This window comes from Pseudomonas sp. MDT1-85 (assembly GCF_054898065.1).
In genome coordinates, this window is record NZ_CM142715.1 from 5432057 (window position 1) to 5445510 (window position 13454).

Below are 13454 nucleotides of genomic sequence, written 5' to 3' on the forward strand. Positions count from 1 at the left end.
TTCGCGGGCAAGCCTCGCTCCAGGTACAGGTACAGGTTCTTCATCGTCCAAGCTGTTAAACTCCCGCGCCCCCAATTCCCTCCTGCAAGGCGCTCAGCATGTCTTCCTTGAATCAGGCGCTGCGCGCCGCCCTCGATCATCGTCAGGACCTGCTTGCCGAGTTGCATCAGCAAGGCACCGATTGCTATCGCCTGTTCCACGGCAGCCAGGAAGGCGCTGGCGGCCTGACCATCGACCGCTACGGTCCGCAACTGTTGGTGCAGAGCTTTCACCACGCACTGGAGCGTGACGCCCTGCTGCAACTGCACGAGATCGTCAATCAACAGCTGGGCCTCGACACCCTGCTGGTCTACAACGACCGTTCCCGTGGCAACTCGCGTATCGACCGCGAAGACACCGTCTACCGCGCCGACGAAGCCGCCCTGCAAGATTTGATCGGTCACGAATGGGGACTGAACTACCGGGTTCGCGGGCGCCACGCCGGCCAGGACCCGCTACTGTTTCTCGACCTGCGCAACGCTCGCGGCTGGGTCAAGGCGCACAGCAAAAACAAAAGTGTGCTGAACCTGTTTGCCTATACCTGTGGCGTCGGCCTCAGCGCCGCGGCGGGTGGCGCGAGCGAGGTGTGTAACCTGGACTTTGCCGAAGGCAATCTGGCGGTCGGCCGCGAGAACGGTCTGCTTAACCCGCAATTGCCGACGATGGAATTCATCCAGTCCGATTACTTCCCGGCGATTCGCCAATTGGCCGGTCTGCCGATCAGCCAGCGTCGCGGCCAGAAACTGCCGAGCTATCAACGTCTGGACCCACGTCAGTACGATCTGGTATTGCTTGATCCTCCGGCCTGGGCCAAGAGTGCTTTCGGCACGGTCGACCTGTTGCGCGACTACCAAAGCCTGCTCAAACCGGCGCTGCTGACCACCGCGGACAATGGCGTGCTGATCTGCTGCAACAACCTGGCGAAGGTCAGCATGGACGATTGGCGCGAACAGGTTCTGCGCTGCGCAGAGAAGGCCGGGCGTCCGGTGCGTGAGTGGACCGCGCTGACACCGGGCGGTGATTTCCCGTCGATGGACCAGCAGCCGCCGCTGAAAACGCTGATCCTGCAGCTCTGAAAGTCCACGCCGATAATCAGATAAATCCTATAAAGCGTGGTTGCTTAGGAACCGCAAACGCATGCCATACTCCAAGGCACTCCGATTCCGACAAATGAAGCCGCACATGCCCAAAGGATTGATTCGCGCTATCGGCGCCTTGTTGACTGCCCTGGCTCTTTATAGCCTGTTGGGGTTTCTGATTTTGCCGGGCATCGCGTTGCGAATCGCCAACCAACAATTGGCCAACTACGCCACGACGCCCGCGACGATTTCGCGGATCGAACTCAACCCGTTCAGCCTTGAAGTCACCCTTTGGGGCCTGGTCATCGGCGAGCCGGGCAAAGAGCAAGTGGGGTTCGAACGTCTGTACGCCAACCTGCAGATCGACAGTCTTTGGACCAAGGCGCTGCACCTGTCCGATATCGAACTGGACAAACCCAAGACCGAAATCCTCTTCGGCAAGGACGGCAAACTCAACCTGCTCGGGTTGTTCAACATCCCCGCCAGCGAACCGACCCCGGTCGACCCGAACGCCAAACCGTTCCCGCTGCGCGTGGAGCGGATCAAACTGGCCGGCGGCTCCGTCCATTTCGAGGATGCACGGCCCAGCGAACCCATCGAATTCCTCTACGACAAACTCGATTTCGAACTGAAAAACCTCAGCACCCTGCCCGAAGATAGCGCCGACATGACGTTGGTGGCCGTCGGCCCGGCAGGTGGACAGATCGACTGGACCGGAAACTTCAGCCTGATCCCGATCGCCTCCGAAGGTAAGCTGAAAATCACTGACGGCAAGATGAAATCCTTTTGGCCCTACGTACGCGATGCTGTGCCACTCGCACTCGAAGATGGCGTCATCAGCCTCAGCACCGACTACAAACTCAACCTGGCGAAAGAAACCGAACTGCTGCTGAGCAACGTTGCCGTCAGCGTCGCGCCTTTCGCCATCAAGACGGCGGACGGTCGACCGCTGGCGAAGCTCGAGCGGCTGGACATCAGCGAAACCACCGTGGATCTGGCCAAACAGCAAGTGGTGGTCGGCAAGATCCGCAGCCAGAAACTGGAAACCTGGGCCGCCCTCGAAGCCGATGGGCAACTCGATTGGCAAAAACTGTTCGCCAGCCAACCGTCCAAAGCGGCCAACAAAGCCAATGCCGAGCCAGCCAGCGCGCCGGCAGCAGCCGATTCGCCGAAGCCTGAACCGACCGCGCCGAGCAAGCCTTGGCAGGTGCTGCTCAAAGACGTGCAATTGCGCAATTACCAAGTGCACCTGGCCGACCGCAAGGCACAACCGCAGGTGGCGCTGGAGCTGGGCCCACTGAACCTGGACCTGCAAAATTTCGACAGCCTCAATGGCTCACCTTTCAACCTCAAGCTCGACACCGGCGTGGGCAAGCAAGGCAAGATCACCGCGGATGGCGTGGTCAATCTGGCCCCGATCAGCGCCAGACTGAACGTGCAGACCAAGGACATCGACCTGCGCGTCGCCCAGTCCTACATCAACCCGTTCATTCGTCTCGAACTGCGCAGCGGCATGCTGGGCAGTGATCTGGCGGTCGACCTGAAAAGCACCGAACCGCTGGCATTCAACGTTACCGGCCGCGCCCAGGTCGATCAGTTGCATACCCTCGACACCCTGAAAACCCGCGACTTCCTCAAGTGGCAACAGTTGGTGCTCGAAGGCCTGAACTATCAGCATGGCGACAGCCTGTCGATCGACAAGGTCAACCTGTTACAGCCCTATGCGCGCTTCATGATCAACGATGATCGAACCACCAACATCGATGACCTGCTGATCCCGCAACCGGCCGATTCCGGCACCACAGCCGCCGCGGTCAAACCGGCTGCCGGGAAAGAAAAACCCTTGGGCATCCACATTGGCGGCATCGCCATCAATGATGGTTCGGCTAATTTCGCCGACTTCAGCCTGACCCCGAACTTCGCCACGGCCGCTCAACAGCTCAACGGGAAGATCGGCACCATCGACAGCCGCCAGGCAAAACCGGCCAGTGTCGACATCAAAGGCAAAGTCGATCGCTATGCGCCGGTGACCATCAAGGGTTCGGTCAACCCGTTCGATCCAATGGCCAGCCTGGACATCGCCACCAGTTTCAAACGGGTGGAACTGACTACCCTGACGCCCTACTCCGGCAAGTTCGCCGGTTATCGTATCCGCAAGGGCCGGCTCAATCTCGACCTGCATTACAAGATCACCAACGGCCAGCTCCTGGCCGAAAACAAAGTGGTGGTCGAGCAGTTGCAACTGGGTGAAAAGGTCGACAGCCCGGACGCGGTGAGCCTGCCGCTGAAGCTGGCGATTGCCTTGCTCAAGGATGTCGATGGCAAGATTTCCATCGAGTTGCCGGTGAGCGGCGACCTGAACAACCCGCAATTCAGCGTTATGCCTATTGTCTGGCAGACCTTGCGCAATCTGATCGTGAAAGCAGCTGCAGCGCCCTTCAAAATGATTGGCGGTCTGGTCAGCGGTGGTGGCTCTGAAGATTTGGGCACCGTGGCGTTCGCACCGGGTTCAACTGACCTGAGCAAAGAGGCCGAAGCGGCGCTGGTCAAACTGTCCCAAGCGCTCAAGGAGCGTCCGGCCCTGCGCCTGGAAATCGAAGGCACCGCCGCCAAGAGCAGCGATGGCCCGCTGATCGCCGAGCAACGCCTGGAGCGGGAATACCAGTACAACTACTACAAAATGCTCCAGCGCCGCGGTGACAAAGTACCGGCGCAGGCCTCATTGCTGGAAGTGCCGGACAACGAAAAAGGCCCGCTGCTGGAAGGGATCTACCGCACACGCCTCAAGACTCAGCCGCCGGCCGAATGGAAGGACCTGGGTAAGGAAGAACGCATTAAAAAAATGCGTGAAGGTGTGATCGCGTTCTGGAGTTCCAGCGAGGTGCTATTGCGTCAACTGGGGCAAGAACGGGCCAGCAGTATCAAGGATTATCTGGTGGACAAGGGTCAGCTGGCCGATGACCGCGTGTACTTCATCGACGCCAGCCTTGGTGAGGCAGAAAGCGATGGCCGCGTTATTACGCCCATGCATCTGGATGCCGAGTGATGGGCGCGCGCTGGCTTCTGAGCCTGGCCCTGATGCTGATTGCCGGCCAGGCAGCGGCGGCCGATACCTTGCGCTGCGGCAGCCAATTGATCAGCGTCGGGGACAGGGCCGGCGAAGTGCTGCAGAAATGCGGAGAGCCCGTTGCCCGCGACTTGCTGGGCTACAAGCGCAGCGCCAATCGACGGGAAGAATTTCCGGTCGAGGAATGGACCTACGGGCCCACCAGCGGGATGTACCAGTACCTGCGCTTTGAAGGAAATCGGTTGGTTCGAATCACCAGCAAACGCGGCAATTGAGCCCACAATCCAAAGTGGGGCACATTCAACTGTGGGAGCGAGCCTGCTCGCGATAGCGGTCTTTCATTCAACGTACGTGTCGAATGTTAGTCAGCAATCGCGAGCAGGCTCGCTCCCACAGTTGTTTTGCGTAGCCAAAAATAGAACAGGCCCCGACACGAATGCCGGGGCCTGTAATGGCCACATCCTTGTGGCCGTTCGCATGAACGCTCAAGTTGCGGCAAACGTATGACTCGGCCCGTCTACCGCACCTTCTCCCGGTCCAGGCGAGAAGCCTTGCCTTACTCGGATTTCAGGCCGTCAGCGGACACATCTCTGACCCCTTTGATTTTCTTGGCGATAGCCACGGCGGTTGTTTTCTGAGCGTCTGTCAGAACGGTCATGGAAGACAGGGAAACAACGCCTTTGTTGGTTTCGACTTTGATGTCAGTGCCTGGGATGCCTTTTTCGGTCACCAGGTCTGCTTTGACTTTGGTCGTGATCCAGGTATCGGAAACATCCTCTTTCGCTTCAGTGACTTCACCGGCGGCCAGCATCATAGGTGCCTGAGTCGCTTGGGTGGTCTGTGCAAATGCGGCGTTGGCCATGGTCAGGGTCAACGCGGTTGCAGTAGCGGCAGCGATAGCGAACTTCTTCATACGAGTAACTCCTGTATTTCTGGAAAGTCTGCTGCGTGTCTTGTCAGCAGGGTTACTGGAGAGAGTGCGAACGCTGTGCCAACTGTCACATAAAAAATAAATACTGATAAATCAATTACTTAACAACTACGGCGATTTTCGAAATCATGCAAATTGCATGACTGCGAAATTATCTACATGCAACATGCGGGTTTTAACGCAGGCCTAAGGCCATGAAATGTCGGGGGTTTTCTTGATTATTGGCGCGGCCCATAAATGACGAGCAAAAAAATGCCCCGCGTCGTGAAAGGCGGGGCATTGGCAGGATGACAATGGTTCAGGCGTCAGCGGCACCGGTGCAGCCTTTAGGAGTGTATTGCTGTTGAGCCGTGGTGACACATGTCCAGCCGCCGGTAAGGGTGCGTGTAAGCGTGATGGTTTTGCTGAGCACCGGCCCTGGAGCATTGAGAATCGTGCAGCCAATAGTACCTGCACCGTCAGCGGCGGTGCCCGATGCCGTAATCGTGCAATTACCGGTGGTCACCGTACCGCCGATCAGTGCGAGGGTGGGGTTGGTGCCCTGGTTGATGATGTCTTCGAAAGGCACTTTCAGTGCCGAGATTTCTGCAAGCGCAGCGGTTACTTTCGCCCGTGCCTGGTACTTCGAATACTGCGGTAATGCAAACGTTGCCAGAATCCCGATGATGGCCACCACGATCAGCAGTTCGATCAAGGTAAAACCTTTTTGATTTTTCATAGACAGGCTCCATGCATGAGTCGAAATCTCATGATCTGAATAGGGCATAGCACAGGTCATGCCAAGCCGCGCGCGCCCCTGCCTGCGGGGCGGGAGATCGCGGCAAAGACCTTTCCTACTACACGGATCCGCACTATCTGACACTTTTTGTCACCTCACCCCGGCTGGTTTGGTTCCACTGCTTGACTAGGCTATAAGTCATTAACTGTCTGCGTCCGGTATCCCAATGAATGAGATTGCCCTTAGCGGTCTGGCCAAGCAATTGGTACTGGCCGAGCTGATCACTGACCAAAGTGCGCAACAGGCGTATCAGCAAGCCCAACGCAATCGAATTTCGCTGGTCAGCTATCTGGTGCAAAACAAACTGCTGAAAAGTTGGCAGGTCGCCGAGGTGGCCTCGGAACATTTCGGCATGGCCCTGCTGGACCTCGATTGCCTGGACAAGGACACCCAACCCCGAGGGCTGGTCAGCGAGAAGCTGATCCGCCAGCACCACGCCCTGCCCCTCTGGCGGCGTGGCAACAAGCTGTTCGTGGGAATTTCCGACCCGACCAATCATCAAGCCATCAATGACATCCAGTTCAGCACCGGGCTGAGCACCGAAGCTATTCTGGTGGAGGAAGACAAGCTCAGCGACGCCATCGAAAAATTCTTCGACAGCCACTCCACCGGCCTGGAAGACATGGCCGATGTCGACCTCGACGGGCTAGACATCGAGTCGGTCGATGACCAGAAACAGGATTCAATCATAGGGCAAGATGCCGATGATGCGCCGGTGGTGCGCTTCGTTCACAAGATGTTGCTCGACGCCATCAAGAGCGGTTCTTCCGACCTGCATTTCGAGCCCTATGAAAAAATCTACCGCGTGCGGATGCGCACCGATGGCATGCTGCGGGAGGTCGCCAGGCCGCCGACGCAACTGGCCAATCGCATTGCTTCCCGGCTGAAGATCATGGCCAGTCTCGACATCTCCGAGCGGCGCAAACCCCAAGACGGGCGAATCAAGATGCGCCTGTCCAAAAGCAAGTCCATCGACTTCCGGGTCAACACACTGCCAACCCTGTGGGGCGAGAAGGTGGTTATCCGGATCCTCGACCCGTCCAGTGCCCAAATGGGCATCGATGCCCTCGGCTACGAACCCGATCAGAAAGACCTGTACATGGCCGCCCTCAAGCAGCCACAGGGGATGATCCTGGTGACCGGCCCCACCGGCTCAGGCAAGACCGTGTCGCTCTATACCGGGCTGAACATCCTCAACACCGTCGACATCAATATTTCCACCGCCGAAGACCCGGTAGAAATCAACATGGAAGGTATCAACCAGGTCAACGTCAATCCCAGGCAAGGACTGGATTTCGCCCAGGCGTTGCGCTCGTTTCTGCGTCAGGACCCGGACGTGATCATGGTCGGCGAAATCCGCGACCTCGAAACCGCCGAAATCGCCATCAAGGCCGCCCAGACCGGGCACATGGTGCTTTCCACCCTGCACACCAACAGCGCCGCGCAAACCCTGACCCGCTTGCACAACATGGGGATTCAGGGGTTCAACATCGCGACCTCGGTCAGCCTGATCATCGCCCAGCGCCTGGCGCGCAAACTGTGCAGTCATTGCAAAAAGCCCATCGAGATTCCCCGCGAGGCGTTGCTCAAAGAAGGCTTTCCCGAGGAACGCATCGGCTCGTTCACGATCTATGAACCGGTTGGTTGCGATCAGTGCAACAACGGTTACAAAGGGCGAGTAGGGATTTATGAAGTGGTCAAGAACACCCCAGACCTGCAACGGCTGATCATGGCCGAAGGCAATTCACTGGAAATCGACATCCAGATGCGTAAGGACGGCTTCAACGACCTGCGTACTTCAGGCCTGCTCAAGGCCATGCAAGGCATCACCAGCCTTGAAGAAATCAACCGGGTCACGAAGGACTGAACATGGCGGTCAAAGCAGCGAAAATCAGCGTATATGCCTGGGAAGGCACAGACAAAAAAGGCACAAAAATGACCGGCGAATTGACCGGCCAGAATCCCGCGCTGATCAAGGCCCAGTTACGCAAGCAGGGGATCAACCCGGGCAAGGTGCGAAAAAAAACCGCGTCCATTTTCAGTGCCGGCAAACGCATCAAGGCCCTGGACATTGCCCTGTTTACCCGGCAGATGGCGACCATGATGAAAGCCGGCGTGCCGCTGCTGCAATCGTTCGACATTATCGGCGAGGGCTTCGATAACCCGAACATGCGCAAGCTGGTGGACGAGGTGAAACAGGAAGTCGCGGCCGGCAACAGCTTCGCCGCGGCCCTGCGCAAAAAGCCCCAGTATTTCGATGAGCTGTACTGCAACCTGGTGGATGCCGGCGAACAGGCCGGCGCCCTGGATACCCTGTTGGAACGGGTTGCAACCTACAAGGAAAAGAGCGAAAGCCTCAAGGCCAAGATCAAGAAAGCCATGACCTACCCGCTGGCGGTGGTGTTCGTCGCGATCATTGTGACCGGGATTCTGCTGGTCAAGGTTGTACCGCAATTCGAATCGGTGTTCTCAGGGTTTGGCGCCGAGCTGCCGGCGTTCACCGTGATGGTCATCAGCTTGTCGGAGTTCCTGCAGGCCTGGTGGTGGATGATGCTCGGCATGCTGGTTGCGGCGTTCTTCGGCGTACGTCACGCCTTTAAAAAGTCCCCGGGCTTTCGGGACCGAATGGACAGCTGGCTGTTGAAACTGCCGCTGGTTGGCGCGCTCATGTACAAGTCCGCCGTGGCCCGTTACGCCCGAACCTTGTCGACCACCTTTGCCGCCGGGGTGCCACTGGTCGAAGCCCTGGAATCAGTGGCGGGTGCGACCGGCAACATCGTGTTCAAGCGAGCGGTGTTACGCATCAAGCAGGATGTTTCAACCGGCATGCAGCTGAATTTTGCCATGCGCACCTCCGGCATCTTTCCGAACATGGCGATCCAGATGACGGCCATCGGCGAAGAGTCTGGCGCACTGGACGACATGCTCGACAAGGTCGCGAGCTTCTATGAGGACGAGGTGGATAACATGGTCGATAACCTGACCAGTCTGATGGAGCCTTTCATCATGGTGGTGCTGGGGGTTATCGTCGGCGGCCTGGTGGTTGCGATGTACCTGCCCATCTTCCAACTTGGCTCAGCGATCTGACATGTCCTTGAACGAATTTCTGAGTCTCAACCCGCTGGCCTTCACGATCACTGCATTGGTGATCGGGTTGCTGATCGGCAGTTTTCTCAACGTGGTGGTCTGGCGCTTGCCGAAAATGCTTGAGCGTGAATGGCGCTTGCAGGCCCATGACGTCCTGGATTTGCCACCCGAAGCCCCCGGCCCGGCTTACAACCTGATACTGCCCCACTCCGAGTGCCCCGACTGTGGCCATCGGATTCGAGCATGGGAAAACATTCCCGTACTCAGTTATCTGTTTTTACGTGGGCGATGCTCGAACTGCGCGACGCCGATCAGCAAACGTTACCCACTGACCGAACTGGCCTGCGGCGTGCTGTCGGCGTTCGTCGCCTGGCATTTCGGTTTCGGTTGGCAGGCCTGCATGGTGCTGGTCCTGAGTTGGGGTCTGTTGGCGATGAGCCTGATCGACGCCGAACATCAGCTGTTGCCGGACGTGCTGGTGTTGCCGTTGATATGGCTGGGGTTGATCGTCAACAGCTTCGGGCTCTTCGTCTCACTGCATGACGCGCTCTGGGGCGCGGTGGCCGGCTATATGGCGCTGTGGATGGTGTTCTGGCTGTTCAAGCTGATCACCGGCAAGGACGGCATCGGCTACGGTGACTTCAAGCTCTTGGCGATGCTCGGCGCCTGGGGCGGTTGGCAGATCCTGCCGCTGACAATTCTGCTGTCATCGCTGCTGGGCGCCATCATCGGGGTGATTTTGCTGCGCCTGCGGGACGCAAAAACCTCGACTCCGCTGCCCTTTGGCCCCTATCTGGCGATTGCCGGCTGGATTGCCTTGCTCTGGGGTGGTCAAATAACCGGCTTCTATTGGCAGTTTGTCGGTTTGAAATGAATACCCCTGTGGAAAAACCCTGGATTCTCGGCCTGACCGGCGGCATCGGCAGCGGCAAAAGCGCGGCCGCGCAGCACTTCATCGATCTGGGCGTGCACGTGGTGGACGCCGATCATGCGGCTCGCTGGGTGGTCGAACCCGGTCGCCCGGCACTGGCGAAGATTGCCGAGCACTTTGGCCCCGGCGTGCTGCAAGCCGACGGCCAACTGGATCGCGCGGCGCTGCGCAAGCTGATCTTCGAGGTGCCGGATGAACGCCGCTGGCTCGAAGCGCTGCTGCATCCGCTGATCGCCGAAGAAATTACCCACCATCTGGCCAAGGCACAATCGTCTTACGCGATTCTGGTTTCGCCGCTGCTGATCGAGTCCGGGCAGTACGCCATGACCCAACGGGTTTTGGTGATCGATGCGCCGGAACAGTTACAGATCGAACGCACCCTGCAGCGTGACCAGACCAGCGAACAGCAGGTCCAGGCGATCCTCAAGGCACAGTCCAGCCGACAGGACCGCGTGAGCCATGCCGACGATGTGGTGGTCAATGACCGCGACCTCGCCTGGCTGCACAGCGAGGTTGAACGCCTGCATCACTTTTACCTTACTTTGCGTGGAGGCCAGTCATGAGCCAAACCCCAACCGTCGATTGCCCAACCTGTGGCGCCCCTGTCGAATGGAGCCCCGAGAACAAGTTCCGGCCATTCTGTTCAGATCGTTGCAAACTGATCGACCTGGGTGCCTGGGCGTCGGAAGAACACAAGATCCCGGTGAGCCCGGATGCCGAAGACGAAATGTTCAGCGAAGACTTCGACCCGCGTCACTGATCCCGCCCCTCAGGGCCGCATAAAGCCGTAATCCTGGCCTTCGTCGAGGTTCTCGGCGAGAAACCGCAACTCATCGGCCAGGTCTTCGATATTGCGTACCGCCTTGCTCTGCTGCACCACCGCACTGAGCAAGGCGCGCAGGCTCAATCCCGGATCGAAGCCCACCTCTTGTGCCACATCCAGACTCTGACGCAACTCCTGCCGGGCCCACTCATACACACTCATGCCATTGCTCCTGAAGGTTTTCCGGAGCATGGATTCGTCAACGATTTTTGGATTTGATGTGGATCAAGATTTGGGGTCGTCGTCTTTCCAGGGCGCCGAAAGGTAGCGCGTGCGATTGAACGTTTCCAGCCACTCGGGGCAGAACACCACCAATGCGCTGACCACCATACCGTTGATAAAGGCTTCCGGAAAAATCAGCAGCCACAGATAACCGACAAAATCTATCAGCCAATAGGGCATGGCGAAACGTTCGTCGTACCACAGCAATGTGAGCGCCAGAATCAGGCACAACAAGGCCGACAACGCAGCGGCAAAAAAACCGGAACAGAAGATATACACAAAAGGATTACGCGGCTGCGCGCGTTCGACCAGGATTGCGCAGCACTCGGTGACCAGCACCGGCAGCAGAATCAGCAGCGCGCCGTTGACCCCCATGGCCGCCATGTCCTGCCGTCCGAGCAGCACCAATCCCACTTGCGCGACCAACCCGCCGACAATCGCCAAGGGCCAATCCAGCAGTAACGTCACCGCCGTCATGCCGATGAAGTGATAGGACACGCCGGTGTCGAAGTCCCGTCGCACCAGCCAAAGCATGAACAGCGCGAACACCGTGCCGAACAACAGATGCTGACGGCGGCTGTCGCTGAACAGTTCGACCCATGGGGCTCGACAGACTGCCCAGATAATCACCGGCAGGTAAATCAGCCAACCCACTGTGAGGCTTTGCGGTGACAACAGTTCGGCGCCGATCATGAGCGAGTTTTTTCCGGCGCCTGGCCCCACACAAACGCAAGACTGAACAACAGCACTGTTCTATATTCCACGCGTCTCTCCCTTCGTGACAGCCTCAGTCTACACCGGCGGTTCTGACTGCCCGTGTCATTCCACTACACTGACGTGCGGAGATTTGAGGAAAGGCGAAAGTTACGCAAACTTTACGAGACAAAATGAATAGCCGATCGATACTGCGCGGCGCTAACAAGACAGGCGTTATTTATGTCCATTGCGGCACTGCGGCTTATCGGTTTCATCTTGGGTATTTTTCTCATCACGTTGGCCGTGAGCATGGCGATACCGATGCTCACGCTGCTGGTCTACGAACGCCAAGATGATATGTCGGCCTTTCTGTGGTCGAGTCTGATCACATTGGTGTCCGGGTTGCTGTTGATTAACCGGGGGCGCCCTGAAAACGCTCAGTTGCGTCCCCGCGACATGTATATGCTGACGACCGCCAGTTGGGTGATCGTCTGCATGTTCGCCGCATTGCCCATGGTCCTTATCCAGAACATCAGCTACACCGACGCGTTTTTTGAAACGATGTCCGGCATCACCACCACCGGATCGACCATCCTGACCGGTCTGGACACTGCCTCTCCCGGGTTGCTGGTCTGGCGTTCAATGCTGCACTGGCTGGGCGGGATCGGCTTCATCGGCATGGCCGTGGCCATTCTGCCGCTATTGCGGGTCGGGGGGATGCGGCTGTTTCAGACCGAGTCATCCGACTGGTCGGAGAAGGTCACACCACGCTCCCACGTCGCCGCCAAATATATTCTGGGGCTGTATATCGGGCTTACCGGTCTCTCCACGCTGGCCCTGTGGCTAGCAGGGATGACACCGTTCGAAGCAGTCAACCATGCGATGTCGTTGATTTCCACGGGAGGATTTTCGACTTCCGATGCGTCTCTGGCCCACTGGCCACAACCGGCCATTCATTGGGTGGCGGTGGTTGTCATGATTCTGGGCAGCCTGCCTTTTACGCTGTATGTGAGCACGTTGCGCGGGAATAAACGAGCCTTGCTCAAAGATCACCAGGTACGCGGATTCATTGGCTTTTTGCTCACTACCTGGCTGCTGTTCGGTAGCTGGTTGTGCTTGAACAGCGAGTATGGCTGGTGGGAGGCGTTTCGGATCGTGGCGGTCAACGTGACCTCGGTGGTCACGACGACCGGCGTGGCGCTGGGGGATTACACTTTATGGGGCAGTTTCTCCGTGTTGCTGTTCTTTTATCTGACCTTTGTCGGCGGCTGCTCCGGCTCCACCGCTGGCGGTCTTAAAATCTTTCGTTTTCAAGTGGCTGGCGCACTGCTCGTCGGCAGTCTGAAACAATTGATCCACCCTCGAGCCGTTATCCGGAAAAAATACAACAACCATCCCATTGACGACGATATCGCCCGTTCGCTGCTGACGTTTTCATTCTTCTTCACCATCACCATCGGGGCGATCGCCATGGGGTTGGCGCTTATCGGCCTGGACTGGACCACGGCATTGAGTGGCGCGGCCACGGCCGTCTGCAACGTGGGCCCCGGCGTTGGTTCGATCATTGGCCCGGCAGGAAACTTCTCGACACTGCCCGATGCCGCCAAATGGCTGCTGACCGTTGGCATGCTGCTGGGAAGACTTGAAATCCTCACTGTTCTGGTGCTGTTCATACCGGTTTTCTGGAAATACTAGTCCCAACGCACCGGCCTCGGTCAGGCTCAACCGCCGCGTGGTGCGTTGCAGCGAGCGTGCCTGTACATGTTCCTCCGGGTCCGCCACCAATCGAGACACCTGTGCG

13 protein-coding genes and 1 pseudogene are annotated in these 13454 nt (G+C 58.1%); 9 read left to right on the forward strand and 5 right to left on the reverse strand.

Features of this window, described 5'->3' with window-relative positions; genetic code table 11:
• Positions 1-98 precede the first annotated feature (98 nt).
• The 3 genes from ACYZT2_RS24370 to ACYZT2_RS24380 all read left to right on the forward strand — a co-directional run bounded on the left by ACYZT2_RS24370 (position 99) and on the right by ACYZT2_RS24380 (position 4460).
• Positions 99-1115, forward strand: a complete 1017-nt coding sequence (locus ACYZT2_RS24370) for a class I SAM-dependent rRNA methyltransferase (RefSeq protein WP_461968046.1) — start codon at positions 99-101, stop codon at positions 1113-1115.
• Positions 1116-1176: 61 nt separating this feature from the next.
• Positions 1177-4164: a DUF748 domain-containing protein gene (locus tag ACYZT2_RS24375; RefSeq protein WP_461968048.1), complete on the forward strand. Its 2988-nt coding sequence runs from the start codon at positions 1177-1179 to the stop codon at positions 4162-4164.
• The gene (locus ACYZT2_RS24380) at positions 4164-4460 is read left to right on the forward strand and encodes a DUF2845 domain-containing protein (protein WP_461968050.1); all 297 of its coding nucleotides are present in this window, start codon (positions 4164-4166) and stop codon (positions 4458-4460) included. The genes ACYZT2_RS24375 and ACYZT2_RS24380 overlap by 1 nt, the downstream gene beginning before the upstream one ends.
• Positions 4461-4741: 281 nt before the next feature.
• Here the strand turns inward: ACYZT2_RS24380 and ACYZT2_RS24385 are convergent, their stop codons facing one another.
• Both ACYZT2_RS24385 and ACYZT2_RS24390 read right to left on the reverse strand, forming a co-directional pair.
• The gene (locus tag ACYZT2_RS24385; protein WP_461968052.1) at positions 4742-5098 is read right to left on the reverse strand and encodes a BON domain-containing protein; all 357 of its coding nucleotides are present in this window, start codon (positions 5096-5098) and stop codon (positions 4742-4744) included.
• 316 nt (positions 5099-5414) lie between these two features.
• The gene (locus ACYZT2_RS24390; RefSeq protein ID WP_461968054.1) at positions 5415-5834 is read right to left on the reverse strand and encodes a pilin; all 420 of its coding nucleotides are present in this window, start codon (positions 5832-5834) and stop codon (positions 5415-5417) included.
• 226 nt (positions 5835-6060) lie between these two features.
• Between ACYZT2_RS24390 and pilB the strand changes: the two genes are divergently transcribed.
• Genes pilB through yacG form a run of 5 tightly spaced genes read left to right on the forward strand, consistent with a single transcriptional unit; the run spans position 6061 to position 10672 of the window.
• Entirely contained in the window at positions 6061-7761 is a 1701-nt protein-coding gene (pilB, locus tag ACYZT2_RS24395) for a type IV-A pilus assembly ATPase PilB (protein WP_461968056.1), read from the forward strand.
• Between the two features lie 2 nt (positions 7762-7763).
• Positions 7764-8981 (forward strand): type II secretion system F family protein, encoded by a 1218-nt coding sequence (locus tag ACYZT2_RS24400; RefSeq protein ID WP_461968058.1) that lies wholly within the window; start codon positions 7764-7766, stop codon positions 8979-8981.
• Between the two features lies 1 nt (position 8982).
• A complete protein-coding gene (locus ACYZT2_RS24405; protein WP_461968060.1) occupies positions 8983-9855 on the forward strand; it encodes a prepilin peptidase in 873 nt (290 codons plus the stop codon).
• The gene (coaE, locus tag ACYZT2_RS24410) at positions 9852-10475 is read left to right on the forward strand and encodes a dephospho-CoA kinase (RefSeq protein ID WP_038981519.1); all 624 of its coding nucleotides are present in this window, start codon (positions 9852-9854) and stop codon (positions 10473-10475) included. Before ACYZT2_RS24405 ends, coaE begins: the two co-directional genes overlap by 4 nt.
• Positions 10472-10672, forward strand: coding sequence for a DNA gyrase inhibitor YacG (gene yacG, locus ACYZT2_RS24415; RefSeq protein ID WP_077750267.1), 201 nt, complete (start codon positions 10472-10474; stop codon positions 10670-10672). The genes coaE and yacG overlap by 4 nt, the downstream gene beginning before the upstream one ends.
• Before the next feature lie 9 nt (positions 10673-10681).
• Here the strand turns inward: yacG and ACYZT2_RS24420 are convergent, their stop codons facing one another.
• Both ACYZT2_RS24420 and ACYZT2_RS24425 read right to left on the reverse strand, forming a co-directional pair.
• Complete coding sequence (locus tag ACYZT2_RS24420; RefSeq protein ID WP_007938959.1) at positions 10682-10897, reverse strand: hypothetical protein; 216 nt, start codon at positions 10895-10897, stop codon at positions 10682-10684.
• Positions 10898-10960: 63 nt separating this feature from the next.
• Positions 10961-11650 carry an energy-coupling factor ABC transporter permease gene (locus tag ACYZT2_RS24425; protein ID WP_461968063.1) on the reverse strand — a complete coding sequence of 230 codons (690 nt, stop codon included), beginning with the start codon at positions 11648-11650 and terminating at the stop codon, positions 10961-10963.
• A gap of 243 nt (positions 11651-11893) precedes the next feature.
• Between ACYZT2_RS24425 and ACYZT2_RS24430 the strand changes: the two genes are divergently transcribed.
• Complete coding sequence (locus ACYZT2_RS24430) at positions 11894-13348, forward strand: TrkH family potassium uptake protein (protein ID WP_461968065.1); 1455 nt, start codon at positions 11894-11896, stop codon at positions 13346-13348.
• A 9-nt stretch (positions 13349-13357) separates the two neighbouring features.
• Here the strand turns inward: ACYZT2_RS24430 and ACYZT2_RS24435 are convergent.
• Positions 13358-13453 (reverse strand): annotated as a pseudogene (locus ACYZT2_RS24435) (LysR family transcriptional regulator); the annotation flags it as partial.
• Between the last annotated feature and the right edge of the window lies 1 nt (position 13454).

Bases quoted from the DNA above. Each gene is read 5' to 3' on its own strand.
- ACYZT2_RS24405 (WP_461968060.1), top strand. From the start codon at position 8,983: ATGTCCTTGAACGAATTTCTGAGTCTCAACCCGCTGGCCTTCACGATC.
- ACYZT2_RS24370 (WP_461968046.1), top strand. From the start codon at position 99: ATGTCTTCCTTGAATCAGGCGCTGCGCGCCGCCCTCGATCATCGTCAG.
- pilB (WP_461968056.1), top strand. From the start codon at position 6,061: ATGAATGAGATTGCCCTTAGCGGTCTGGCCAAGCAATTGGTACTGGCC.
- coaE (WP_038981519.1), top strand. From the start codon at position 9,852: ATGAATACCCCTGTGGAAAAACCCTGGATTCTCGGCCTGACCGGCGGC.
- ACYZT2_RS24380 (WP_461968050.1), top strand. From the start codon at position 4,164: ATGGGCGCGCGCTGGCTTCTGAGCCTGGCCCTGATGCTGATTGCCGGC.
- ACYZT2_RS24425 (WP_461968063.1), bottom strand. From the start codon at position 11,650: ATGATCGGCGCCGAACTGTTGTCACCGCAAAGCCTCACAGTGGGTTGG.
- ACYZT2_RS24420 (WP_007938959.1), bottom strand. From the start codon at position 10,897: ATGAGTGTGTATGAGTGGGCCCGGCAGGAGTTGCGTCAGAGTCTGGAT.
- ACYZT2_RS24430 (WP_461968065.1), top strand. From the start codon at position 11,894: ATGTCCATTGCGGCACTGCGGCTTATCGGTTTCATCTTGGGTATTTTT.
- ACYZT2_RS24375 (WP_461968048.1), top strand. From the start codon at position 1,177: ATGCCATACTCCAAGGCACTCCGATTCCGACAAATGAAGCCGCACATG.
- ACYZT2_RS24390 (WP_461968054.1), bottom strand. From the start codon at position 5,834: ATGAAAAATCAAAAAGGTTTTACCTTGATCGAACTGCTGATCGTGGTG.
- ACYZT2_RS24400 (WP_461968058.1), top strand. From the start codon at position 7,764: ATGGCGGTCAAAGCAGCGAAAATCAGCGTATATGCCTGGGAAGGCACA.
- yacG (WP_077750267.1), top strand. From the start codon at position 10,472: ATGAGCCAAACCCCAACCGTCGATTGCCCAACCTGTGGCGCCCCTGTC.
- ACYZT2_RS24385 (WP_461968052.1), bottom strand. From the start codon at position 5,098: ATGAAGAAGTTCGCTATCGCTGCCGCTACTGCAACCGCGTTGACCCTG.